Here is a 22,861-nt window from a genome sequence, read left to right as displayed (position 1 = left end):
AATGGATGATCGAAATCATGGCGCTTCTGCTCCCCCGCGTCAAGGACAATGCACAAGATCGTTACACGGCGTTTACAGGATGAGCCGGTGCGCTGGCAGGTCCTACCCGAAACGATTGAACATGATCACTAGACAGAGGCTTCGATCATCAGTGATCATTGTGCGAGACAACCACGCACTCGGCCGCGAAAGCGAAGAACAGGAGCGATCAGTGACGCACGCACCCACCGCAGGGGCCCACATGGAGGCCGAGCTGCGGTCGCAGCCGGAGACCTGGGCGACCGCGGCCGGCCTGCGCGAGGAGCAGTCGCTGCTCCCCGCCGCCGGTGAGCGCATCGCCGTCGTCGGCTGCGGGACCTCGTGGTTCATGGCGCAGTCGTACGCAGTCCTGCGCGAGAGCGCCGGACACGGCGTCACCGACGCGTTCGCCGCCTCCGAGGCGTTCGTCGACCGCGACTACGACGCGGTCGTCGCCATCACGCGCTCCGGCACCACGACCGAGGTGCTCGAGCTGCTCGACGGCCTCCGCTCGTCGGGCAACCGGGCCCGCACCGTAGGGATCGTCGGCGACCCGGACACGCCTCTCGTGAGTCTGGTGGATGTCGCCATCCGGCTCCCGTTCGCCGACGAGCAGTCGGTGGTGCAGACCCGGTTCGCGACCACGGCGCTCGCCCTCGTCCGCGCCTCCCTCGGCCACGATCTCTCCCCCGCGATCGACCAGGCCTCCGCGGCGATCCAGGAGGAGCTGGACGACGAGCTCGTCACCGCCGACCAGTACTCGTTCCTCGGCGCGGGATGGACGGTCGGGCTCGCGCACGAGGCCGCCCTCAAGATGCGCGAGGCGTCGCAGTCGTGGACGGAGTCGTATCCCGCCAAGGAGTACCGCCACGGCCCGATCGCCATCGCCGCTCCCGGCCGCGTCACGTGGATGCTGGGCGAAGCTCCCGGAGGGCTCTCCGGCGACCTCGCGGTCACCGGGGCGCGCTTCGAGGACCGCCCGATCGACGGGATGGCCGACCTGGTGCGCGCGCAGCGGGTCGCCCTCGCGCGCGCCCGCCGCGCCGGCCTCGACCCCGACAGCCCCCGCAACCTCACTCGATCGGTCATCCTCCCCTCGTGACCACTGACTCCCGGACCCCGCCACCGGCCGCCGCTCCGCTAGGCGACGGCGCACCGGTGCTGGCCTTCGACGTCGGAGGAACGGATACCAAGGCCGCCCTCGTCGACGACGCCGGCCGCCTGCTGCAGGTGGTGCGCATCCCGACGCCTCATGCCGGGGAGGCGACCGGCGACGCCGTGGTGACCGCGGTCGCCGGTCTCGCCGAGCGCTTTCGACAGGAGCACCCGGACATCGCGCCGCGCGCGGCCGGGCTGCTGGTGCCCGGCCACGTGGACGACGACGCCGGGATCGGCGTATTCGCCGAGAACCTGGGCTGGCGCGACTTCCCCTTCCGCGACCGGGCGGAGGCCGCACTCGGCATCCCGGTGGCGTTCAGCCACGACGTGCGCGGGGCCGGAGAGGCCGAGCACCGGCTCGGCGCCGCCGCGCCCTACCGCGACGTGGTCGTCATGGCGATCGGCACCGGCATCGCCGGGGCGATCTTCCTCGACGGCCGCCTGCACACCGGCGGCGGCATGGCCGGCGAGATGGGGCACTCCCGGGTCGCCGACGGGCCGCTCTGCGCCTGCGGCGGCATCGGCTGCCTCGAGGCGGTCGCATCGGCCGCGGCGATCGCGCGCCGGTACAACACGCTCACCGGGGCGGAGGTCCCGGGTGCGCGCGAAGTGCTCGCGCGGGCGCAGGCCGGAGACGAAGTCGCTCAGAGCGTGTGGGACTCCGCGGTGGATGCGCTGGCGCTCGACCTCTCGCACACCGTCGCGCTGCTGGCGCCCGAGGCCGTGGTGATCGGCGGCGGACTGGCGCAGGCCGGCCCCGCGCTGTTCGAGCCGCTCGCGCAGAAGCTGGACGCCATCCTCACCTTCCACCGGCGGCCGGTGCTGCTGCCCGCGAGCATCGGAGAGAACGCCGGGCTCATCGGCGCTGCCCTGCGGGCGCGCGACCGGCTGGCCGGATCCACCTCGACGTCGATGGCTTCGGCGTCGACCGCATCCGCCGCCGAGGTGGCGTCATGATCCTCACCGTCACGCCGAACCCGGCGCTCGATCTCACCTACCGCGTGGCCCTGTTGGAGCCGGGCGAGACGCATCGCGCCGCCGCCCCGGCCGTACGAGCGGGCGGCAAAGGCCTCAACGTCGCGCGTGTGCTGGCCCAAACCGGGACCGCCGCCTTCATCCTCACCACCGCCGGCGGTCCGCCGGGACTGCGGCTGGCCGACGACCTCGAGGCGTCCCACCTGCCCTCGGAGCTGGTGCCCGTCGCCGCGCCGACCCGCAGCAGCGTCGCCGTCGTCGACGAGTCCACCGGCGAGACGACGGTGATCAACGAGACGGGCGGCGCCCTCTCCGCGGCCGAGTGGACGGCCCTGCACGACGCCGTCGACCGGCTCATGGTGCCCGCCACCTGCGTCGTGGGATCGGGAAGCCTCCCGCCCGACGCACCGGACGACGTCTACGCCCGAATCGTCGCGGCGGCCGCCACCCGCGGTCTGCCGAGCGTGATCGACGCGGTCGGGGCACCGCTCGTGCGCGCGGCCGAGGCCGGCGCCTCCGTGGTGAAGCCCAACCGTCGCGAGCTGACGGAGACGACCGGCCACGACGACCCGGTGGACGGCGCGCGGGTGCTGCTCGACGCCGGCGCCGGGCTGGTGCTCGTGTCGCTCGGCGCCGACGGGATGCTCGCCGTGCCGCGCGACGGAGCACCCGTCCACGCGCGGCTCGGGTCGCCCCTGACCGGCAATGCCACCGGCGCGGGGGATGCGGCGGTCGCCGCGGTCGCGAACCTGCTCGCCGTCGGCGTCACCGATCCGTCGGTGCTCGTCCGCCGCGCCACCGCCTGGTCGGCCGCCGCTGTGCTCGCGCCGCTCGCCGGCGAGCTCGCCCCGGGGTTCCGGGAGTTCGAGGGGCGCATCGAGACCGGCTGAACGGGCCGATCCATCCCGCCCCATTCATCCGTCGCCCATCCACCGCATCCACCCTCGCCCGGAGTCGCCGCCATGCCCCTCGTCCCTACCGCCGACCTGCTGCACGCGGCCGTCGGCCGCCACACGGGACTCGCCGCCTTCAACGTCATCCAGCTGGAGACCGCCGAGGCCCTCGTCGACGCGGCCGAGCAGACCGCGCTCCCGGTCATCCTGCAGATCTCGCAGAACTGCGTCGCGTACCACGGCTCGCTCGACCCCATCGCGTCGGCGACCCTCGCCCTCGCCCGCGCGTCGACGGCGCATGTCGCCGTGCACCTCGACCACGCCGAGGACGAGCAGCTCGCGCGGCAGGCGGTCGAACTGGGCTTCGGCTCGGTCATGTACGACGGAGCGACGCTCGACTACGACCGCAACGTGGCCGCCACCGTGCGCGTCGTCGAACACGCTCACGCCAACGACGTGCTGGTGGAGGCGGAGCTGGGCGAGATCGGTGGGAAGGACGGCGCGCACGCTCCGGGCGTCCGGACCGACCCCGACGAGGCCCGCCGCTTCGTCGAGGAGACCGGCGTCGACGCCCTCGCCGTCGCGGTCGGCAGCTCCCACGCCATGACCGAGCGGACCGCCTCGGTCGACCTCGATCTCATCGCCCGGCTGCGACACGCCGTGCCGGTTCCTCTGGTCCTGCACGGCTCCAGCGGCGTGGCGGATGAGACGATCGAGGCGGCGATCCGCGCAGGGATCACCAAGGTCAACGTCTCCACCCACCTCAACCGGTTCTTCACGGACGCGATCCGGGCGTACCTCAGCGCGCATCCCGATGTGGTGGACCCGCGGAAGTACGTGCGGGAGGGACGCGCCGCGGTGACCAGGGAGGCGGCACGGCTGATGACCCTGTTCGATGTGGCAGGCGGAACGGAGAGCGCACAGCGATGAACAGAGCCGAACGGCTGAACGCCGTGCTCGACCTGCTGGCCGAGGCAGGCCAGATCGAGGTCGACGACATCGTGGCCAAGCTGGATGTGTCGGCGGCCACCGCACGCCGCGACCTCGACGCCCTGGCGTCGCAACAACTGCTCACCCGCACCCGCGGCGGAGCGATCGGCCAGTCGGTCGCCTACGACCTGCCCATCCGGTACAAGCGCGAGCAGCACGCGCCCGAGAAGCTGAGGATCGCCCAGGCGGCGAGCGCCCTCGTGCCGCGCGGCGCCGTGGTCGGCCTGTGCGGCGGGACGACCAGCACCGCCGTCGCGACCGCGCTCGGGTCGCGCCCCGACCTCATGGAGCCCTCGCCGCATCCCAGTCTCACTGTCGTCACCAACGCCATCAACATCGCCGCTCAGCTGGTGATGCGGCCGCAGATCAAGACCGTGATGACCGGCGGTGTCGTGCACGCGCGCTCGTACGAGCTCGTCGGGCCGTACAGCGACGTCGTGCTGGAGAAGATCACGATGGACATCGCGTTCATCGGCGTCAACGGCATCGACCCGGTGGTCGGCGCCACCGTGCACGACGAGGGCGAGGCGAGCGTCAACTCGCTGATGGCGCGCCGGGCGACCCGCGCCGTCGTCGTGGCCGACTCGTCCAAGATCGGCCGCAAGGCGTTCGCAACCCTCGGCGGCCCGAAGGTGCTGACGACGCTCATCACCGACGAGGGCATCACCGTCGAGCAGCGGGCTGCGTTCGTCGAACAGGGCATCGAGGTGATCGTCGCGTGAGCGACGGCCAGCTCATCCACTCGACCCGGCTCGTCGACGGCGGGGCCGTCATCGAAGACGGCTGGGTGCGCTTCGACGGCGACACGATCGCCGCGGTCGGCAGCGGCGCGACGTGGCGCGACGAGCCGGGCGTGGGGGATGCGGCGCGTGCGGGCTCCCTGACTGTGACCGATGCGGGCGGTGCGTGGCTCACGCCCGGCTTCGTCGACATCCACGTCCACGGCGGCGGGGGCGCGAGCTTCGACGACGGGCCGTCCGCGATCGCCCAGGCGCTGGAGCTGCATCGGCGGCACGGCACCACCCGCTCGGTGCTGTCGCTGGTGACGGCGCCGGTGCCGGAGCTCGCCCGCCGTGTGCGGGAGGTGGCCACGCTCACAGCGGCCGACCCGCGCATCCTCGGTTCGCACCTGGAGGGGCCGTTCCTCGACGTCGGGCACAAGGGCGCCCACGACCCGGCGCTGCTGCGCTCGGCGACGGCTGCCGACATCGAGCTTCTGGTGGATGCCGCGGCCGGCACCCTTCGACAGGTCACCATCGCGCCAGAACGGCCCGGCGGCATGGACGCGGTGCGCGCCTTCTCCGCCGCCGGCGCGGCCGTGGCGGTCGGCCACACCGCCGCCGATTACGACCAGGCGCTGGCCGCCTTCGACGCCGGAGCCAGCATCCTCACGCACGCGTTCAACGCCATGCCCGGGCTTCACCACCGCGCGCCGGGGCCGGTCGCCGCGGCGGCACGCACCCCGGGGGTGACGCTCGAGATCGTCAACGACGGCGTGCACGTCCATCCCGAGATGGTCCGGATCGCCTTCGCCGCCGCCCCCGGCCGGATGGCCCTGGTGACGGACGCGATGGCCGCCGCCGGGTCCGCCGACGGCGACTACGTGCTCGGGTCGCTCGACGTCGAGGTGCGAGACGGGGTCGCCCGGCTCGCCGGCGGCGGGTCGATCGCCGGTTCGACGCTCACCCTCGACGACGCGCTGCGGCGCGCGGTGCTCGAGGTCGGCATCCCGGTCGCCGACGCGGTGCGCGCGCTCACCGAGACGCCGGCCGCAGCCGTCGGACGCGGCCATGACCTCGGCCGTCTGGCCCAGGGCTACGCGGCCGACGCCGTGCTGCTGGACGCCGACTTCCGCGTCCGCCGCGTCTGGGCCGCGGGCGCTCCCGTCGCCTGATCCAGGGGTCGCAACACGCCGTTATGGGCGGCCCAGAACGGCGTGTTACGACCCACAGGTGCGGTCAGTGCTGCGCGACGGCCGCTCGCGACATGCGTCCGACCACCAGCACGAGCGCGACAGACACCACCAGCAGCCCCACGTACGCCCACGGCAGCACCATCAGGCCGCCCGCGTCGAAGATGAGCGCTCCGACGAGCGCGCCCCCGCCGATCCCGACATTGAAGGAGGTCGTGTACAGCGCACTTGCCGTGTCCCGGAACGCCGGAGACGACGTGTGCAGCATCCGCGTCTGGAGCAGCGGTGGGAGCGCGCCGAAGGCGAGTCCCCAGAGGATGAACGCGATCAGCGCGAGCACGATCTGACCGGCGAGCACGGCGAGCGCCGCCACAGCGATCCCGGTCACGACCAGCGCGAGGATCAGCCCGAGCTGCGGGCGCGGACCGAACACCGAACCAGCCACTATCAGCCCGCCTGCGCCCGCGATCCCGTAGATGAACAGCAGGGCGCCGACGTTGCCCGCGGGCACGCCCATCGGCCCCGTCAGGAACGGCACCACGAACGTGTAGAACGCGTAGTGCCCGACCATGGTGACGGCCGCGATCACGCAGACCATGATGACCAAAGGGATGGTGCGGTCGCGTGGCCGGGGCACCGTGCGGTCGCGCTCACGCCGTCGCTTGCCGTCCGCCTCCCGCTCGACCGCCGGGAGGAACTTCCAGATGACGACGGCGCCCACCATCATGAGGGCGGCGAGCAGCCCGAACGACAGCCGCCAGCCGAAGACATGCCCCGCGAACGTGCCGAGCGGCACACCGAGCACGAACGCCAGTGTGCCGCCGCCGAGAGTGATCGAGACGGCACGGCCGATCTGCTCCTTGGGCACCAGGTGGCCGGCGTACGCGCCGACGATCGACCAGAACATGCCGTGCGCGACACCGCCGAGCACGCGCGAGCCGACCACGAAGGCGTAGTCCGGCGCGATCGCGGTGAGCGCGTTAGAGACACCGAGCACGACCAGGATGCCGATCAGCAGGCCGTGGCGCGGCCAGCGCCGGGTCAGCGCCGTGAGCGGTGCACTGGTGACCACGACGGTGAACGCGAACACGGTCACGAGCAGCCCGATCTGGGCCTCGCTCACGCCGAGCGAGGAGCTCATGTCCGGCAGCAGGCCGGTCGGGATCATCTCGCTGGTGACGGAGAGGAAGGTGGCCGCGGCCAGGGCGATCAGCCCGGTCCACGGAAATTTCGGCGCGATGCGCGCCGGAGTCGTCGAAGTGGCAGTCATACGGATCTGTCCAACGGACGGCGTTCCCCGGCCATTCCGCCGCGACGTGCGGGCCTCGGCGCCGGTGCCAGTGGCTGGCTGCGGCTTCCGGGATGGGATGGCGGGTCGACTACGCGCCCATGTGCGCGCCCAGGGCCGTGCGAGAACCGCCGACCGCAGACGATTCTACCGGAGGCCGTCGAGAATGGCAGTGCTGTCCGAGATCTCGATCAGCGGCGCGTACAGCGCCATCGCGTCCAGGGCCCGCTGGTGGTCGGCATCGCTGAGGCCGGCGCACGCGTCGGCCGCGACCCGGATGCGCACGCCCGCGTCCGCGGCTCCCAGTGCGGTGCTCAGCACGCAGCAGTCGGTGGAGACGCCGGCGAGCACCACATCCTGCGACCCGTCGAGCGCCTCCCGCAGCGCGGGACCCCACTTGCCGAACGTCGTCTCGGTGACGACCGGATGCCCGGTGTCGCGGAACGCGAGCACCAGGTCGTAGATCGGGTCGTCGGCCGGGACGAGCGCGAACGGCCACTGCTCGTAGTACGGCACCCAGGCGCCCTCCGGCCGCTTTGGTGCGATGAAGCGCGTGAACACGACGCGCTCGAAGGCGGGCACCATCCCGGCGATCACGGCCTCCGCGTCCGAGAAGCGCGGGGTGAACCAGGGACTCGCCGGGTCGCCGAACACCTGCTGCATGTCGACGACGACGAGCGTCGGGCCGGTCATCGCTCCTCCTGCCGGCGCACCGCGTTGCGGGAGAACAGCAGCGTGCCCAGGTAGCCGGTGACCAGCGCGACCAGCACGCCCAGGTTCGCGAAGGCCCAGTCGCCCTCCTTGCCGCCGATCGGGCCGAGGAGGTATCCCTGCCAGGCCAGCCACGAGGCGGACCCGTTGGTGACGAGGCCCCAGCCGATCGCGGTTCCGACCACGATCAGCGCGATCGGCAGCCAGCGGATGGCACCGTAGCGACCGCGCCTGTCGTACAGCTCGGCCTCCGCGTAGTCGCGGCGGCGCAGCTGGATGTCGGCGATGAAGATGCCGCACCAGGCGGCGATCGGCACGCCCAGCGTGATGAGGAACCCCTGGAACGGGCCGAGGAAGTCGGTGGCGAAGAACACGACATAGATCGCGCCGGCGGTCATGATGATGCCGTCGATGCCCGCAGCGACGTAGCGCGGGACGCGGACGCCCACGCTGAGCAGCGCCAGCCCGGACGAGTAGATGTCGAGCACGGCGCCCCCGACGAGCCCGAGAACGGCGACGATGACGAACGGCACCAGGAACCAGGTGGGCAGCAGCGACGCGAGCGCGCCGATCGGGTCGGCGGCGATGGCCTCGCTCAGCTTCGAGGAGGAGCCGGCGAGCAGGATGCCGAAGATCAGCAGGATGACGGGGGCGAGCGACGAGCCGAAGGTCGTCCATCCCACCACTCCCCCGCTGCGGGCGCTGCGCGGCAGGTAGCGGGAGTAGTCGGCGGCGGCGTTCACCCAGCCGAGCCCGAAGCCGGTGAGCATGAAGACGAACCCGCCGATCACGTGCGGCGCGTCCCCAGCGGGGAGCGCCGCGACGGCGCCGAGGTCGATGTGGTTCAGGACCAGCAGGATGTAGACCACGGTCAGCACGCCCGTCACGATCGTGATGACCATCTGCATGCGCATGATGAGGTTGAAGCCGATCACGCCGCCGACGATGACGAGCGCGACGACGACGATGAGGGCCACCAGCTTGGTGACCACACCGCCCTCCCAGCCGAGCTGCTCGAACACGGTCGCGGTGGCGAGCGCGGCGAGCGAGACGAGCACGGTCTCCCATCCGACCGTGAGCAGCCACGAGAGCGCCGAGGGCACACGGTTGCCCTCCACCCCGAACACGGCGCGGCTGAGCACCATCGTCGGTGCGGACCCGCGCTTGCCGGCGAGCGCGATCACGCCGCACAGCAGGAACGAGGCGACGATGCCGATGACGCCGACGATGGTCGCCTGCCAGAACGAGATGCCGAAGCCGAGCAGGAACGACCCGTAGCTGAGCCCGAACACCGAGACGTTGGCGCCGAACCACGGCCAGAACAGGTCGCGCGGCCGCCCCTTCCGCTCACTCTCGTGAATGGTGTTGAGCCCGTTCAGCTCTACGTCGAAAGCGGACGCCGCGCCCGTACGGGTATCGGGCGCATCCTCACCGGTGCTGGTCATGCACCGATCGTGGTGCACCCCGCCCCGGCGCGTCAACCAGAGCGGGCTCAGGCCGCCCAGGGATTGATGACGGGGACGCCGACGTCGGCGAAATCCTTGTCCCGCGTTGCGACCGCGTCGGCTTCGGCGGCGACCGCGGTGGCAGCGATCATCGCATCCGCCAGCGCGATCGGGCGGCCTGCCGCCTCCCGGACCGATCTGATGGTGGCGCACTCCGCCGCGGCGACCGGATCGAACGGGAGGGTGCGGGCGTGGTAGTACCCAAGGATCTCGAGGATGATCCCGGCCTTGTGTTCCGACCGGCGGCCGTCCTGCATGCGATTGGCTCCGGTGAGCATCTCCATGACGGTGACGACCGAGATTCGCAGTTCGCCATCGCCGACGGAGGCGAACCAGGACAGCACACGCGGGTCCGGCTCGGGCTTCGCGAACTCCGACAGGACGTTCGTGTCGAGCAGGATCATTCGTCCATCGCTTCGACCCGGTTCCGGATGAACTCCACGAAGCCCAGCTTCTTGTAGTTCGGACGCGGGTCGACGGGTTCGCCCACCGCGACCCTCCCCGCGATGTATTCAAGCTCCTCACCGACCGTCCGGCTCTCGCCGCGAGCCATGATCTCGAGGGTCTCGTAGATGTCCACGTCGAGACCGACGGTCACCGATACTTGCTTCATCATCAAATGCCCCCTAATGCAGACATATTTTGGATATCAACCAAGGCTATCACGCCGACCGCTACCCTGATCTGGTGACCGACTCCTCCGCTTCCAATCACTGGGTACTCACCTTCAGCTGCTCCGACCGCCCCGGGATCGTGCACGCGGTCAGCGGCGCGATCGTCGCCGCGCGCGGCAACATCACCGAGAGCCAGCAGTTCGCGAGCACCGACACCGGCCGCTTCTTCATGCGGCTGCAGGTGGAGTCGGCTGCTGGACGCGACGAGTTCGAACGCGCGCTCGCCCCGGTGGTGGAGGAGTTCGGGATGACGCACCGGGTCGACAACGTCGGCCGTCCGCTCCGGACGCTGGTGCTCGTGTCGAAGGCCGCGCACTGCCTCAACGACCTGCTATTCCGTCAGCGCGCCGGGCAGCTGCCGGTGGAGATCCCGCTCGTGCTCTCCAACCACGACAGCCTGAGCGATCTCGCCGGGTTCTACGGCGTGCCCTTCGAGTCGCGGGTCGTCACCGACCCGGACTCGAAGGCGGCGTTCGAGCAGCGCATCCTCGAGGCGGTCGACGAGCACGACATCGAGCTGGTGGTGCTCGCGCGGTACATGCAGATCCTCTCGCCGGAGCTGTGCGAGCGCCTCGCCGGGCGCGCGATCAACATCCACCACTCCTTCCTCCCCGGCTTCAAGGGCGCCAACCCGTACCGCCAGGCGCACGCGCGCGGCGTAAAGCTGATCGGAGCGACCGCCCACTTCGTCACCAGCGACCTCGACGAAGGGCCGATCATCGAGCAGAACGTCGTCCGGGTCGACCACAGCAACACCGTGCAGGAGCTGGTGGCGATCGGACAGGACGAGGAGAGCCGGACGCTGACGCAGGCCGTGAAGTGGTTCGCCGAAGACCGCGTGCTGCTCGACGGCGCGCGCACCATCATCTTCCGTTGAGCCGCGCTGTCTCAGCCCCACGGCGCGTCGGTAGACTGCCGTGGTGACCTCAGCACCCGACCAGCACGCCCGGCTCACGGTGGGGCCGAACGACATCCTGCGCTTCGTCCTGGAGCTGTTCGCCATCGTCTCGCTCGGCATCTGGGGGTTCCTGGCCTGGCCGCTGCCGTGGAACATCCTCGTCGGTATCGGGGCTCCGGTCGTGGCCATCCTGCTGTGGGCGCTGTTCCGCTCGCCGCGCGCGGTGCTGCACGTCGACCCGTTCGTGAAGGCGATCGTCGAGATCGTCGTGATGGGCTCCGCGGCGTTCGCCTGGTGGGACCTCGGCCAGCCGGTCGTCGCCATCGTCTTCGCGGTGATCGCGACCATCAGCGGCGTGATCAACGGACGGCGCGAGTTCTCATGAGCGGCCTCGTCATCCACAGCGCCCGCAAGGTGGATGCGGATGGGCTGGTCGACGACTTCTGGCTCGTCACCGATGGAGCGCACATCACCGCGACCGGAACCGGATCGGGCTGGCGCGAGGCGGTGCGCGGCACGGATGGCGACGCCTCATCGGACGCCGGGCCGCAGGTGATCGACGCGCACGGCCACTGGCTGACCCCGGGCTTCATCGACCTGCACTGCCACGGCGGCGGAGGCCACCCCTACGACGACGGCATCGACCAGATGCGTGCAGCGCTCGCGACGCACCGCGCGCATGGCACGACCCGCTCCCTGATCTCGCACGTCGCGAACCCGCTGGCGTCGCTGCGCGAGAGCCTCGCCGTCGTCGCCGAGCTGACCGCGAGCGACCCGCTCGTGCTCGGATCGCACCTGGAGGGCCCGTTCCTCGCGCCGGAACGACGCGGAGCGCACGACGCCCGCTTCCTCCGCGACCCCGAGCCGGAGGCCGTCGAGGAGCTCATCGCCGCCGCCCGCGGAACGCTCCGGACGGCGACCATCGCGCCCGAGCTTCCCAACGCCCTGGAGGCGATCGGCGTGTTGATCGAGGCCGGTGCGGTCGTCGGCGTCGGCCACACGACCGCCGGATACGCCGAGACGGCTCGCGCCTTCGAGGTGGGCGCGCGGCTGCTGACGCACGCGTTCAACGCGATGCCGGGCATCCACCACCGGGCACCTGGGCCGGTCATGGCCGCGATCGACAACCCCGACGTGACGCTCGAGCTGATCCTCGACGGGCTTCACGTCGACCCAACGGTCGGGGCGCTGCTGTTCCGCGAGGCGCCCGGCCGCGTCGCCCTCGTGACCGATGCGATGGCGGCCGCCGGCGCTACGGACGGCGACTACCGGCTTGGCGGCCTCAACGTCACCGTCCACCGGGGGCTCGCGGTGCTCTCCGGCACCGACACGATCGCCGGCTCCACGCTGACGCAGGATGTCGCCCTGCGGAACGCGGTCACGCTCGCCGGGCTCGACCCGGTCGTCGCGGTCACCGCCCTCACCCGCACACCCGCCCACGTGCTCGGCGAATCCCACCGCCTGGGACGGCTGCACGCCGGCTACGTCGCCGACGCGGTCCTGCTCGACCACGAGTGGCGCGTCACCACCGTCGTCGCCGACGGCGCCCCGCTCGCCTGACGCGCGCCCACCTCCCCGCCGTCGAGTACACGAACTTTGCACGCTCTGGCGGCGTGCCGCGTGCAGTTTGTGCGTACTCGACGGTGGGGCGGTCGACAGTGGGTCAGAGGGTCTGCCAGGAGGGCTTGTTCGCGTAGGCGTAGCGGTAGTAGTCGAGGTTGCGCAGGCGCGAGGCCGCCGGCTCATCCACGAGGACCGTCACGTGCGGGTGCAGCTGGATGGCCGAGCCCGGGTTGGAGGCCGACACCGGCCCCTCCACCGCACCCGCGAGCGCCTCCGCCTTGCCCTCGCCGAACGCCAGCAGCATCAGGTGCCGCGCGCGCAGGATCGTCGACAGCCCCTGCGTGATGCAGTGCATCGGCACGTCGTCCTCCGACGCGAAGAAGCGCGCGTTGTCCTTGCGGGTCTGCTCGGTCAGCGTCTTCACGCGGGTCACCGACGCGAACGACGAACCGGGCTCGTTGAACCCGATGTGGCCGTCGGTCCCGATGCCGAGGAGCTGCACATCCACTCCCCCGGACTCCGCGATCGCCTTCTCGTAGTCGGCCCCGGCGTGCTCGATGCCGTCGAGGGATCCGTTGGGCACGTGGATGAGCGACGGCGTCAATCCGAGCGGCTCGACGACCTCACGCGTGATCACCGCGCGGTACGACTCGGGATGCCCGGCCGGCAGTCCCACGTACTCGTCCAGCGCGTACCCGCGCACGTGGGACACATCCACACCGCGCTCCTGGATGCCGCGCTCGAGGGCTCGGTAGACCGCCAGCGGGGTGGACCCGGTCGCGAGGCCCAGCACCGCATCGGGCTTGGCGGCGATCAGGTCGAGGATGCTGCGCGCGGCGAGCTCGCCCGCGGCGTCCTGGTCGCGGACGACGACGATTTCGGCCATCAGTTCTCTCCTACGAGTGCCGCGCCCAGCGCGGCGACGGGGGTGCCTTCGGGAACGAGGCGCACCCTCCCGGGCAGGTCGAGCGACGCCAGGAACGGCGACGTGCGCTCCCAGTCGTGCAGCACCTCGTGGACGTCGCCGAGCAGGCGCTCCCCGAGGTGGCTCAGGCCGCCGCCGATGACGACGGTGCCGACATCGACGGTGAGCACGAGGACGCGCACCGCTGAGGCGATGCCCGCAGCCAGCCTAGCCGTGATCGCGCGGGCGACGGGGTCGCCATCGGCCGCCGCAGCGAACACCGCGCGCACCGGCAGAGGGTCGTCGGTCGGCCACTGGCGGGCGACGCCCGATCCGCTCGCGACGGTCTCCAGGCAGCCGCGCTGACCGCAGGCGCAGAGGGCTCCCTGCGGGTCGACGGGCAGGTGGCCGATCTCGCCGGCGATGCCCGTGCTCCCGCGCCAGAGGCGTCCGTCGACGACGATGCCGGCGGCCATCCCGGTCCCGAGGTTGAGGAACGCCATCGTGCCGGTCAGGCCGAGCAGGTGGTAGGCGCCGAGGGCGGCGGCCTTCACGTCGTTCTCGACGCGGACGCCGACGCCGAGCCGGCCGGCGAGCATCCCGCCGAGCTCCAGTTGCTCGAGACCCAGATTGACCGCGTGCGCGACCTGCCCGGAGGCGGTGTCGACCATTCCGGGCACGCCGATCCCGATCGACTGGAAGCCGCCGGGTGGGAGCCCCGTCAGCTCTCCGATGCGTGAAACGGCGGCGACGGCGGTCTCGACGACGGCGTCATGCCCGAACCCCGTGACCAGACGCACCCGCTGAGTGAGCGCGCCGAGCTCGTCGACGGCGACCGCGTCGGTCTTGGTGCCGCCGATGTCGATCCCGAGCCTCACGTCCGGCGTCCGAGCAGTTCGAGGAGGGCGCGACCGACCAGGCGGGATGCGCCGAAGGTCGCGATGTCGGCATAGGCGCGGTCGTCGCTCGGCCAGCCCATGTCGACGACGAGCACGCGCTCGCGTTCGGCGCGCAACCGGTCGATGGCGGCCCGGGCGAAGGCGTGCCGGTGGTTGTCCTTGCCGATGACGAGCACCGGGGACTGCGCGGCGAGCACCAGGTCGGGATGGTCGCTCTCGGTGAAGACGACCGCCGGGTTGGCGGTGAATGCCGCGGCCCACGGGGTTCCCGGGTCGGCCTCGACCTCCGAGAACGGTCCCCACGGCGCCGTCCCGACGGCGATATTGGCGACCGTGTCGATGCGGACGACCGAGTACCGTCCGCCGCCGTTCTCCCGCAGCCACTCGCGCCCGTGCCCGCTCACGTCGAAGGCGCGCTCCGCCGCCGCGACATCTGCCGCCCGCAGCTGGCTCTGCCCCGCCGTCGAGTCCGCAGACTTTGCACGCTCAGCGGACGTGTCGCGTGCAAAGTTCGCGGACTCGACGGTGGGCGGAAGGGACGGGACGGGAGGCGCGACGCGGAGGGATCGGGCGAGGGTGCGGACGCGGGCGGCGGCGGCGGAGACGCGGGCGGCGGAAAGGCGGCCCGCCGCAACGGCGTCGGCGATGGCCTGCTCGATCGCGGCGAGTTCCTCGTCGGTGTTCTCGGTGCCGATGCACAGCAGGTCGCAGCCGGCTGCGAGCGCCAGCGCCGCCGCCTCCGGGATGCCGCGCTCACCGCTGGCGCCCTGCATGTCGAGCGCATCACTGACGACGACGCCGTCGAAGCCGAGCTCGCCGCGCAGCATCCCCTCGATGATCGCGGGGCTGAGCGTGGCCGGGTGCATCGCATCCAGCTGCGGGAGCAGGATGTGCGACGTCATGACCGCCCGGGCGCCCGCGTCGATCACGGCGCGGAACGGGACGAGCTCCCGCTCGCGCAGCTGCTGCGGCGACAGGTCGACGACGGGCAGCTCGAGGTGCGAGTCGGTGCCGGTGTCACCGTGCCCGGGGAAGTGCTTCGCGGCGACCGCGACGCCCGCCGACTGGAGCCCGCGGGTCCAGGCGGCACCGTGCTCGGCGACCACCTCGGGCGTCGAGCCGAAGCTCCGCACGCCGATCACCGGGTTGTCCGGGTTGGAGTTGATGTCGATGTCCGGGGCGAAGTCGAGGTTCACGCCCGCGCGCCTCAGCTCCTGGCCGACCCGGTGCGCCACGCGCTCGGTGTAGCCCGCGTCGCCGAGGCGGCCCAGGATGGCGTTGCCCGGGTAGGGCGAACCGCTCCCGTAGTACAGCCGGGTCACGTCGCCGCCCTCTTCGTCGATCGCGACGACGGCGTCCGGGTTGGCGGCGTAGATCGCGTCCGTCAGGGCTCGCAGCTGCTCCGGCGTAGCGATGTTCTGCCCGAACAGGCACACTCCGCCGAGGCCGCCGCGCAGGCGCTCCTCGAGCCACGCGGGCAGCGTCGTCCCGACGAACCCGGGCAGCAGCGTCGCGGCGATGCTGCGGCGGAGGTCCGGATCGGCGACGGCGGTGTGGGCGACGGACGCGCCGCTCACCCCTTCACCGCCCCGCTGACGAGGCCGCTGGTCATCCGGCCCTGCACGATGAGGAAGAAGATGATGACCGGCACGGCGACCAGAGTGGATGCGGCCATGACCTGCCCCCAGTCGGTCGCCCGCGAGGCGGACTGCTGGACGAACCCCCGCAACCACAGCGGCAGCGTCGCGCTGCTCGACTGCGGCAGGATGACGAGGGCCACCGTGAACTCGTTCCAGGCCTGCAGGAACGCGTAGACGCCGGAGGCGACGAGCCCCGGGGCGAGCAGCGGGAACGTGATCCGCAGGAACGCCTGCGTACGGCTGAGGCCGTCCACCATGGCGGCCTCCTCCAGGTCGGCGGGGATGCCGGCGACGAAGCCGCGCAGCATCCAGATGGTGAAGGGGACCACGGCGGCGATGTAGAGGATGCTGACCCCGACGACCGTGTTGAGCAGGCCCAGCGTGCCCATCAGCTTGTACTGCGCGATGAACAGCCCTTCGGCGGGGAGCATCTGGATCAGCAACACCGCGAGCACGAACGAGCGACGCCCGCGGAACTTGAACCGGCTGATCGCGAGCGCCGCCAGGAACGCGAACGCCAGGCAGCACACGACGGTGATGAGGGCGACCGCGACGCTCATCCCGAGCGCCGGGAAGAACGTCCCGCCCTCGACGACGGCCGAGAAGTTGTCGAAGGATCCGCCGAACGGAAGCCACGTCGGCGTGGTGTTCTGCAGGATGACGTTCGGCAGCAGCGACGAGTTCACCATCCAGTACACCGGGAACACCCACACCAGGGCGAGCACGATGCCGAGGGCGCCGAGCAGCACACGGGAGGCGCGGATGCGCCGGCGGGTCCGGGTCCGGGGCCGCGCCGAGACGGCGGCGGGCCGGGTCGAGGTCGCGGTGGTCACGATTCGTCCTCCTTGAGCAGGGAGCGCACGTAGAACCAGCTGAGCGCGACGGTGAGCACGAGCACGAAGACGCTGACGGCGCTCGCCATCGCGAAGTCGCTCGAGCCGACGCCGAGCTGGTAGATGTAGGTGCCGAGCAGGTTGGTCTCGCTGGCGATGGAGCCCTTGTCCTGCAGCAGCTTGATCTGCGCGAAGACGCGCAGGTCCCAGATGATCTGCAGCAGCAGGACGATGCCGAGCACGGGCCGGATGATCGGCAGGATGATGTAGCGCAGCCGCTGCCATCCCCGCGCGCCGTCCATCTGCGCCGCCTCGACCACCTCTGTGGAGACCTGGGTCAGCCCGGCGTAGACGGAGAACGCGACGAAGGGCACACTCATCCACGTCACGATCACCATCGCGACGAAGAAGAAGGAGAGCGGATTCTGGAGCCAGTTGTGGTCCTGGAAGTCGAGCCCCCAGGACGTGAGCACGTAGTTGACGACGCCGCGACGCCAGTCGAACAGCCAGTTCCAGACCGTCATGGCCGCGACGACCGGCATCGCCCAGGCGAGCAGCAGGGCGATCTGCAGGATGATGCGCACGACGTTGTTGACCGCGTTCATCAGCAACGCCATCCCGACGCCGATCACGACCGTGACGAAGGCGGTGACCAGGCAGAAGGCGATCGAACGGCCGACGACGACCCAGGTGTAGCCGTCGGAGAAGAGCGTGATGTAGTTCTCGAACCAGACGAACTCGGCCGGCTTGCCGAACTGCTGGGCGAGTCCGAAGTGCTGCATCGAGGTGATCAGCTGCCACACGATCGGGTAGCCGAGCGCGACGAGCAGGATGATGATGGCCGGGAGCAGCAGGGAGTACGGCGTGAGCTTCCCGCGGCGGCGGCGCGGTGCGTCCGGCGCCGGTGCCGGCGGCCCCACGGCAATGCGGGTGTCCTCGGTGGCGGTCACGTACGGCCTCCTTCCGTGTCAGTGATCGAGTTGACGCGACACGCCGTGCCGGTGCGTTCCGGCACGGCGTGTCTCGTCAATCAGGTGTGAAGCGCTAGCTCTTGACGTTGAGCAGCGCGTCGATCTTCTTGTCGTACTCCTGCGCGAGCGCCTTCAGGTCGGAGGCGTCGCGGATCTTGGAGAAGAACTCCTCCATCACGTTGCCCGCCTCGACCGAGGCCCAGCCGGGTGCGGCCGGCGTGAGCTTGGAGTTGGATGCCGACTCGATGAGCGCCTTCGCGAACTGGTCGTCGCCGAGCGAGGAGGTGTACTTCTCGTTCGCCGGGCCCAGGCCGTTCTTGCCGAGCATCTCCTGGTACTCCTTGGAGAAGATGATCTTCAGGAGCGTCTTCGACAGCCCCGGCTCCTTGGTCTTCGCCGAGATGCCGATGTTGGAGCCGCCCGCGAACACGGGGGCCGGCTTGCCGTCGTTGCCCGGGAGCACGAACGTGCCGAACGTGGCGTCGTTCCAGGTGCGCGTCGGCTTGCCGTCGTCGCCCTTCCCGATGTCGCCGATCGACCAGTGCGCCCATCCCGGAGCCATGATGGTGGCCGCCGCGAGGGAGGTGTCACCGGTCTTGTTCCCGTCGGCGTCGACCGTCTGGTCGGTGTCGTTGAGGTAGATGTACTGGTTCGAGTCCTTTGCGTCGTTCGGCGCCTTGGACGCGTTCTTGTACAGGTCCTGAAGCTGCTGGAGGCCCTTCAGCGACTCCTCCGACTCGAGGGTGGCCTTCCACTTGTCGCCGTCCTTCTTAGCGATGTCCCCGCCGTTGGCGAAGATCCAGGAGATGCCGTCGCGCCAGTCCTGGCCGCCGAGGAAGAAGCCGGAGAAGTTGTTGATCCCCTTCGGGTTCTTGGCCGTGATGTCGGCCACGTTCGTGTTGAACTGGTCCAGCGTCGTGGGGACGCTCACCCCGGCCGCCTGGTAGATGTCCTTGCGGTAGAACATGTAGCGCGACCCGAAGTAGTAGGGCAGCGTGTAGTTCTTGCCGTCGACCTTTCCGGCCTCGACGAAGGACGGCAGCAGGTCGCTCCCGCCGAGGTCCTTGTACATGTCGGAGATGTCGAGGAAGGCGCCGACGTTGGTGAAGGTGGGCGACTGGGTGTTGCCCATCTCCGTCACATCGGGCGTGTTGTTGGCGTCCGGGAGGGCCGTCGTGAGCTTGGTGACGATGTCTCCCCAGTCCTGCTGCTCGATCTTGAGGGTCGCCCCGGTCTCCTTGTTGAACTCCGTCTTGAGGTAGTCGCGGAGCTTGTCCGGGGTGTCGGAGCCGACGAGCCACAGGGTGACCGTCTTGCCCTTGCCGTCGGTGCTCGCGGCGGTCGAGCCTCCCGAGGCGCATCCGGCGAGCACGAGAGCGGAAGCCGTTGCCACAGCGGCGAGGCCGACGAGCTTTCTCTTCATTGCTGGTTCCTTTCGTAGTGGTCAGTGGCTGCAGGTGCAGCACACCGTCGGTGCAGGGGTCGTGGTTCGGGTGGTGCTGTGTTAAGAGACCCCGAGTTGTCCGGAGAGGACGAGTACGGCCGCGCCGCGGAGGACGATGTCCTGCCCCTGCGTGGTCATCCGGAGGGACAGGTCGGCATGGTTCTGGGCCATGGTCCGGTTCCGGAGCGTGTGGACGGTCGCCTCGGCGAGGGGGCCGTCGAGCAGTTCGGTCGGGCCGCTGAGCACGATCTCCGACAGGTTGAGCGCGCCGACGACGGGCGCGAGGGCGATGCCGAGCCGCTGCCCCGCCTCGCGGAGGATGGGCGTCGCGTCGACGCCGGCGGCCTCGGCGTCGCGGATGCCGCGCTGCAGTTGCGGGACACTGAGCCAGTGCTCGAGCACCTGATCGCGGTTATAGGTCGTCTCAAGACCCAGATCGGTCCCGACCATGACCTGCCCGATCTCGCCCGCCGCGAAGTGGCTGCCGTAGACGAGCGCGCCGGCGACGAGGAGACCTGCGCCGATACCGTGGCCGACTCGGATGAGCATCATGTCGCCCGCGGCCCCTCCGTACGTGTGCTCGGCGAGCGCCGCCGCGTTGGCGTCGTTGGCGACGACGACGGGCAGGCCGGTGCGTGCCGCGAGGCGCTGCTGCAGCGGGAGGTCGTCCCAGCCGAGGTTGGGCGCCGTCAGGATGGTGCCGGTCAGGTCGACGACACCGGGCGAGCCGACGCCCATCCCGAGCACGGGTGCGGTGGTCGCGGCGACCAGCCGGTCGACCAGGGCGTCGACCTTGGCGGCCGCGGACTCGCCGGTGGCCGACTCCCCGCCCTCGCCGTCCGCGAGCATGACCTCCGCCCTGGCGAGGATGCGTCCGTCCAGATCCATCACCGCTCCGCGGAAGCGGTCGTGGTCACTGAGGTCCACTCCGATGATCTGGTGTGCCGCGCGGTCGATGTCGAGGAGGACGGCCGGCTTGCCTGGTCGCGCGGACTCGCGCTGGCCCAGCTCGATGACGAGCCCTTCGGCGAGCAGTTCGGCCACGAGGTCGGAGACCGTCACCCGGGTGAGCCCTGTCTCCCTGGCAAGGTCTGCACGACTGCGCTGCCCATCCCGGTACAGGGTCTGCAGCACCAGCGACCGATTGTGGCTGCGGGCGTGCTCGGGAAGCACCTTGGCGCGCGGCCGGAGAGCCCGGCCCGGAGCCAGTCCCCCGGTGCTTCCCTGCACCTCGGTCGTCGTCATGTTTGTTAGTAAAGCTTACGAACAAATGAATTGCAAGAGACGAAACGAAGTTGTTACACGGACTTCGCGTGGTCCCGACTTCCGTTCTGCGCGCCCTCCGACCCGGGGCTAGGCTCCCCCCATGGTCACTGAAGCCCCCGCCGCATCCACCCGCGCCCCGTTCACGCTCACCGGTTCGCGTGCCCTCGTCACCGCCGCCAGCCGCGGCCTCGGCCGAGAGATCGCGCTCGAACTGGCCGGCCAGGGCGCCGACGTCGTGCTCGGCGTCCGCGACCCCGACGGCTCGGCCGGGCTGGTCGACGAACTGCGCGCGTTCGGCGTCGACGCGGTGGCCATCCGGATGGATGTGCTCGATCTGGCCGCCTGCCGGGCAGCCATCGACGCGGTGACGGAGGAGGGCGGTCCGATCGGAATCCTCGTCAACAACGCCGGTGGCGGGATCGACTCCCCCGCCCTCGAGGTCACCGAAGACGACTTCGACCACGTCTGGCAGCTCAACACCCGCTCGACGTTCTTCCTGTCGCAGCACGTCGCGAAGAGCATGCGGGAGAACGGAGGCGGCGCGATCGTGAACGTCGCATCGCAGGCCGGGCTCGTGGCGCTGCCCGGCGAGGCGTCGTACTGCGCGGCGAAGGCCGCCGTCGTCCACTTGACGCGCTGCCTGGCCGTCGAGTGGGGCCAGTACGGCATCCGCGTCAACGCCGTCGCGCCGACCTTCATCGAGACCGACGGCACGTCCGCCGCGCTCTCGGACGACGCGTTCCGTGCCGACACCGTCGAGCGCATCGCCGCGCTCCACCGCATCGGCGAGCCGCGCGAGGTCTCGGGAGCGGTCGCGTTCCTGGCGTCGCCCTCGGCATCCCTCATCACCGGCCAGACCCTCGCGATCGACGGCGGCTGGACCGCCCGCTGACCCGCTGACCCCTTAACGATTCGTGCCGAATGTGCGTTTTCGCGTCGCGATAGCGCACATTCGGCACGAATGTGTGAGGGAGGGTCAGCCCAGGCGCGCCTTCAGGTTCTCGCTGATGGCGTCCAGGAACTCCTCCGTGGTGAGGAACTTCTGCTCCGGGCCGACGAGCAGCGCGAGGTCCTTCGTCATCTTGCCCTCCTCGACCGTCTTCACGACGACGTCCTCGAGGGTGTGCGTGAAGTCGATGAGGTCCTGGTTGCCGTCGAGCTTGCCCCGGTGCGCGAGGCCGCGCGTCCAGGCGAAGATCGAGGCGATCGGGTTGGTCGAGGTCGGCTTGCCCTGCTGGTACTGGCGGTAGTGGCGGGTCACCGTGCCGTGCGCGGCCTCCGCCTCGACGACCGAGCCGTCCGGCGTGGTCAGCACGGAGGTCATCAGGCCGAGCGAGCCGAAGCCCTGCGCGACGGTGTCGGACTGCACGTCGCCGTCGTAGTTCTTGCACGCCCAGACGTAGCCGCCCTCCCACTTGAGGCTGGAGGCCACCATGTCGTCGATGAGTCGGTGCTCGTAGGTGAGGCCGGCCGCGTCGAACTTCTCCTTGTACTCGGTGTCGAAGACCTCCTGGAACAGGTCCTTGAAGCGGCCGTCGTAGGCCTTCAGGATCGTGTTCTTGGTCGACAGGTACACCGGGTACTGACGGTCGAGGCCGTAGTTGAACGACGCGCGCGCGAAGTCGCGGATAGACGCGTCCTGGTTGTACATGCCCATCGCGACGCCGGCGCCCGGTGCCTGGTAGATCTCGAAGGACTGCGCCTCGCCGCCGTCGGCCGGCTGGAAGCTCATCGTGAGCGTGCCCGGGCCGTCGAACGTGAAGTCGGTGGCGCGGTACTGGTCGCCGAAGGCGTGACGGCCGATGACGATCGGCTTGTTCCAGCCGGGGACGAGCCGCGGGATGTTGGAGATGATGATCGGCTCGCGGAAGACGACACCGCCGAGGATGTTGCGGATCGTGCCGTTCGGGCTCTTCCACATCTTCTTCAGGCCGAACTCCTCGACGCGAGCCTCGTCGGGGGTGATGGTCGCGCACTTCACGCCGACGCCGTGCTTCTGGATGGCGTGGGCCGCGTCGATCGTGATCTGGTCGTCGGTCTCATCGCGCTTCTGGATGCCGAGGTCGTAGTACTCGAGGTTCACATCGAGGTACGGGTGGATGAGAGAGTCTTTGATGGCCTTCCAGATGATGCGTGTCATCTCGTCGCCGTCGAGTTCGACGACCGTTCCGTCAACCTTGATCTTGTCCATGGTTCTCCTGGGGTGTCTGCCGTTTTACGCCGACGACAGCTTACCCGAGCGCGACAACTATCTTGACATCGAGACACTTTCTATCAGCTGCCGGTCGGGTGCGGCGCGACTATGCCGCGGTCGCTCGC

Annotated in this window: 23 protein-coding genes; 10 read left to right on the top strand and 13 right to left on the bottom strand. The window is 70.4% G+C overall.

Going from position 1 to position 22,861, the window contains the following annotated elements:
• Positions 1 to 241: 241 nt before the first annotated feature.
• From ACF1AJ_RS18880 to nagA (ACF1AJ_RS18855), 6 genes are all read left to right on the top strand, one after another.
• Positions 242 to 1,120 (top strand): SIS domain-containing protein, encoded by an 879-nt coding sequence (locus ACF1AJ_RS18880; RefSeq protein ID WP_391508791.1) that lies wholly within the window; start codon positions 242 to 244, stop codon positions 1,118 to 1,120.
• A complete protein-coding gene (locus tag ACF1AJ_RS18875; RefSeq protein WP_391508715.1) occupies positions 1,117 to 2,133 on the top strand; it encodes an ROK family protein in 1,017 nt (338 codons plus the stop codon). Before ACF1AJ_RS18880 ends, ACF1AJ_RS18875 begins: the two co-directional genes overlap by 4 nt.
• Entirely contained in the window at positions 2,130 to 3,041 is a 912-nt protein-coding gene (locus tag ACF1AJ_RS18870; RefSeq protein WP_391508714.1) for a 1-phosphofructokinase family hexose kinase, read from the top strand. The genes ACF1AJ_RS18875 and ACF1AJ_RS18870 overlap by 4 nt, the downstream gene beginning before the upstream one ends.
• A 72-nt stretch (positions 3,042 to 3,113) precedes the next feature.
• Positions 3,114 to 3,974, top strand: coding sequence for a ketose-bisphosphate aldolase (locus tag ACF1AJ_RS18865; protein WP_391508713.1), 861 nt, complete (start codon positions 3,114 to 3,116; stop codon positions 3,972 to 3,974).
• A complete protein-coding gene (locus ACF1AJ_RS18860; protein WP_391508712.1) occupies positions 3,971 to 4,756 on the top strand; it encodes a DeoR/GlpR family DNA-binding transcription regulator in 786 nt (261 codons plus the stop codon). Before ACF1AJ_RS18865 ends, ACF1AJ_RS18860 begins: the two co-directional genes overlap by 4 nt.
• On the top strand, positions 4,753 to 5,928 hold the full coding sequence (nagA, locus tag ACF1AJ_RS18855) for an N-acetylglucosamine-6-phosphate deacetylase (protein WP_391508711.1): 1,176 nt from the start codon (positions 4,753 to 4,755) through the stop codon (positions 5,926 to 5,928). The genes ACF1AJ_RS18860 and nagA (ACF1AJ_RS18855) overlap by 4 nt, the downstream gene beginning before the upstream one ends.
• A gap of 64 nt (positions 5,929 to 5,992) precedes the next feature.
• Here nagA (ACF1AJ_RS18855) and ACF1AJ_RS18850 read toward each other — a convergent pair whose 3' ends face one another.
• The 5 genes from ACF1AJ_RS18850 to ACF1AJ_RS18830 form a co-directional block, all read right to left on the bottom strand.
• Complete coding sequence (locus ACF1AJ_RS18850) at positions 5,993 to 7,216, bottom strand: MFS transporter (RefSeq protein ID WP_391508710.1); 1,224 nt, start codon at positions 7,214 to 7,216, stop codon at positions 5,993 to 5,995.
• A gap of 165 nt (positions 7,217 to 7,381) precedes the next feature.
• A complete protein-coding gene (locus ACF1AJ_RS18845; RefSeq protein WP_391508708.1) occupies positions 7,382 to 7,927 on the bottom strand; it encodes a cysteine hydrolase family protein in 546 nt (181 codons plus the stop codon).
• Complete coding sequence (locus tag ACF1AJ_RS18840; protein ID WP_391508707.1) at positions 7,924 to 9,390, bottom strand: purine-cytosine permease family protein; 1,467 nt, start codon at positions 9,388 to 9,390, stop codon at positions 7,924 to 7,926. The genes ACF1AJ_RS18845 and ACF1AJ_RS18840 overlap by 4 nt, the downstream gene beginning before the upstream one ends.
• A gap of 47 nt (positions 9,391 to 9,437) precedes the next feature.
• Positions 9,438 to 9,854 carry a PIN domain-containing protein gene (locus ACF1AJ_RS18835; protein WP_391508706.1) on the bottom strand — a complete coding sequence of 139 codons (417 nt, stop codon included), beginning with the start codon at positions 9,852 to 9,854 and terminating at the stop codon, positions 9,438 to 9,440.
• Positions 9,851 to 10,048, bottom strand: a complete 198-nt coding sequence (locus ACF1AJ_RS18830) for a hypothetical protein (protein ID WP_391508705.1) — start codon at positions 10,046 to 10,048, stop codon at positions 9,851 to 9,853. Before ACF1AJ_RS18830 ends, ACF1AJ_RS18835 begins: the two co-directional genes overlap by 4 nt.
• A gap of 89 nt (positions 10,049 to 10,137) precedes the next feature.
• On the opposite strand from ACF1AJ_RS18830, the gene purU reads away from it, so the two are divergent.
• From purU to nagA (ACF1AJ_RS18815), 3 genes are read left to right on the top strand one after another with little or no spacing between them, the layout of a single operon-like run.
• Positions 10,138 to 11,001 carry a formyltetrahydrofolate deformylase gene (purU, locus tag ACF1AJ_RS18825; protein ID WP_354476653.1) on the top strand — a complete coding sequence of 288 codons (864 nt, stop codon included), beginning with the start codon at positions 10,138 to 10,140 and terminating at the stop codon, positions 10,999 to 11,001.
• Between the two features lie 43 nt (positions 11,002 to 11,044).
• Complete coding sequence (locus tag ACF1AJ_RS18820) at positions 11,045 to 11,407, top strand: YrdB family protein (RefSeq protein WP_231947045.1); 363 nt, start codon at positions 11,045 to 11,047, stop codon at positions 11,405 to 11,407.
• On the top strand, positions 11,404 to 12,582 hold the full coding sequence (nagA, locus tag ACF1AJ_RS18815) for an N-acetylglucosamine-6-phosphate deacetylase (protein ID WP_391508704.1): 1,179 nt from the start codon (positions 11,404 to 11,406) through the stop codon (positions 12,580 to 12,582). Before ACF1AJ_RS18820 ends, nagA (ACF1AJ_RS18815) begins: the two co-directional genes overlap by 4 nt.
• A gap of 103 nt (positions 12,583 to 12,685) precedes the next feature.
• Here the strand turns inward: nagA (ACF1AJ_RS18815) and nagB are convergent, their stop codons facing one another.
• The 7 genes from nagB to ACF1AJ_RS18780 all read right to left on the bottom strand — a co-directional run bounded on the left by nagB (position 12,686) and on the right by ACF1AJ_RS18780 (position 20,521).
• Positions 12,686 to 13,471: a glucosamine-6-phosphate deaminase gene (gene nagB, locus ACF1AJ_RS18810; protein WP_309860857.1), complete on the bottom strand. Its 786-nt coding sequence runs from the start codon at positions 13,469 to 13,471 to the stop codon at positions 12,686 to 12,688.
• Complete coding sequence (locus ACF1AJ_RS18805) at positions 13,471 to 14,367, bottom strand: ROK family protein (protein ID WP_391508703.1); 897 nt, start codon at positions 14,365 to 14,367, stop codon at positions 13,471 to 13,473. Before ACF1AJ_RS18805 ends, nagB begins: the two co-directional genes overlap by 1 nt.
• Complete coding sequence (nagZ, locus tag ACF1AJ_RS18800) at positions 14,364 to 15,965, bottom strand: beta-N-acetylhexosaminidase (RefSeq protein WP_391508702.1); 1,602 nt, start codon at positions 15,963 to 15,965, stop codon at positions 14,364 to 14,366. The genes ACF1AJ_RS18805 and nagZ overlap by 4 nt, the downstream gene beginning before the upstream one ends.
• On the bottom strand, positions 15,962 to 16,861 hold the full coding sequence (locus ACF1AJ_RS18795) for a carbohydrate ABC transporter permease (RefSeq protein WP_391508701.1): 900 nt from the start codon (positions 16,859 to 16,861) through the stop codon (positions 15,962 to 15,964). The genes nagZ and ACF1AJ_RS18795 overlap by 4 nt, the downstream gene beginning before the upstream one ends.
• Entirely contained in the window at positions 16,858 to 17,811 is a 954-nt protein-coding gene (locus tag ACF1AJ_RS18790; RefSeq protein WP_391508700.1) for a carbohydrate ABC transporter permease, read from the bottom strand. Before ACF1AJ_RS18790 ends, ACF1AJ_RS18795 begins: the two co-directional genes overlap by 4 nt.
• Positions 17,812 to 17,905: 94 nt before the next feature.
• Positions 17,906 to 19,255: an extracellular solute-binding protein gene (locus ACF1AJ_RS18785; protein WP_391508699.1), complete on the bottom strand. Its 1,350-nt coding sequence runs from the start codon at positions 19,253 to 19,255 to the stop codon at positions 17,906 to 17,908.
• Between the two features lie 81 nt (positions 19,256 to 19,336).
• Entirely contained in the window at positions 19,337 to 20,521 is a 1,185-nt protein-coding gene (locus ACF1AJ_RS18780; RefSeq protein WP_391508698.1) for an ROK family transcriptional regulator, read from the bottom strand.
• A gap of 121 nt (positions 20,522 to 20,642) precedes the next feature.
• Here ACF1AJ_RS18780 and ACF1AJ_RS18775 point away from each other — a divergent pair, with 121 nt between their 5' ends.
• Entirely contained in the window at positions 20,643 to 21,434 is a 792-nt protein-coding gene (locus ACF1AJ_RS18775; protein ID WP_391508697.1) for an SDR family NAD(P)-dependent oxidoreductase, read from the top strand.
• Between the two features lie 84 nt (positions 21,435 to 21,518).
• Here ACF1AJ_RS18775 and ACF1AJ_RS18770 read toward each other — a convergent pair whose 3' ends face one another.
• On the bottom strand, positions 21,519 to 22,733 hold the full coding sequence (locus tag ACF1AJ_RS18770) for an NADP-dependent isocitrate dehydrogenase (protein WP_018191879.1): 1,215 nt from the start codon (positions 22,731 to 22,733) through the stop codon (positions 21,519 to 21,521).
• Between the last annotated feature and the right edge of the window lie 128 nt (positions 22,734 to 22,861).

Origin of the sequence: Leifsonia sp. NPDC014704 (assembly GCF_043083605.1) — a bacterium.
Lineage (GTDB): Bacteria > Actinomycetota > Actinomycetes > Actinomycetales > Microbacteriaceae > Leifsonia.
The sequence above is the reverse complement of the archived record's forward strand: the minus strand, read 5'-3'. Positions and strand labels throughout refer to the sequence as shown.

What these genes read in the sequence shown, in the direction of transcription:
- ACF1AJ_RS18880 (WP_391508791.1), top strand. Translation starts at nt 242, where the DNA reads ATGGAGGCCGAGCTGCGGTCGCAGCCGGAGACCTGGGCGACCGCGGCC.
- ACF1AJ_RS18870 (WP_391508714.1), top strand. Translation starts at nt 2,130, where the DNA reads ATGATCCTCACCGTCACGCCGAACCCGGCGCTCGATCTCACCTACCGC.
- ACF1AJ_RS18865 (WP_391508713.1), top strand. Translation starts at nt 3,114, where the DNA reads ATGCCCCTCGTCCCTACCGCCGACCTGCTGCACGCGGCCGTCGGCCGC.
- ACF1AJ_RS18860 (WP_391508712.1), top strand. Translation starts at nt 3,971, where the DNA reads ATGAACAGAGCCGAACGGCTGAACGCCGTGCTCGACCTGCTGGCCGAG.
- ACF1AJ_RS18850 (WP_391508710.1), bottom strand. Translation starts at nt 7,216, where the DNA reads ATGACTGCCACTTCGACGACTCCGGCGCGCATCGCGCCGAAATTTCCG.
- ACF1AJ_RS18845 (WP_391508708.1), bottom strand. Translation starts at nt 7,927, where the DNA reads ATGACCGGCCCGACGCTCGTCGTCGTCGACATGCAGCAGGTGTTCGGC.
- ACF1AJ_RS18840 (WP_391508707.1), bottom strand. Translation starts at nt 9,390, where the DNA reads ATGACCAGCACCGGTGAGGATGCGCCCGATACCCGTACGGGCGCGGCG.
- ACF1AJ_RS18835 (WP_391508706.1), bottom strand. Translation starts at nt 9,854, where the DNA reads ATGATCCTGCTCGACACGAACGTCCTGTCGGAGTTCGCGAAGCCCGAG.
- nagA (WP_391508704.1), top strand. Translation starts at nt 11,404, where the DNA reads ATGAGCGGCCTCGTCATCCACAGCGCCCGCAAGGTGGATGCGGATGGG.
- nagB (WP_309860857.1), bottom strand. Translation starts at nt 13,471, where the DNA reads ATGGCCGAAATCGTCGTCGTCCGCGACCAGGACGCCGCGGGCGAGCTC.
- ACF1AJ_RS18785 (WP_391508699.1), bottom strand. Translation starts at nt 19,255, where the DNA reads ATGAAGAGAAAGCTCGTCGGCCTCGCCGCTGTGGCAACGGCTTCCGCT.
- ACF1AJ_RS18780 (WP_391508698.1), bottom strand. Translation starts at nt 20,521, where the DNA reads ATGACGACGACCGAGGTGCAGGGAAGCACCGGGGGACTGGCTCCGGGC.
- ACF1AJ_RS18775 (WP_391508697.1), top strand. Translation starts at nt 20,643, where the DNA reads ATGGTCACTGAAGCCCCCGCCGCATCCACCCGCGCCCCGTTCACGCTC.
- ACF1AJ_RS18770 (WP_018191879.1), bottom strand. Translation starts at nt 22,733, where the DNA reads ATGGACAAGATCAAGGTTGACGGAACGGTCGTCGAACTCGACGGCGAC.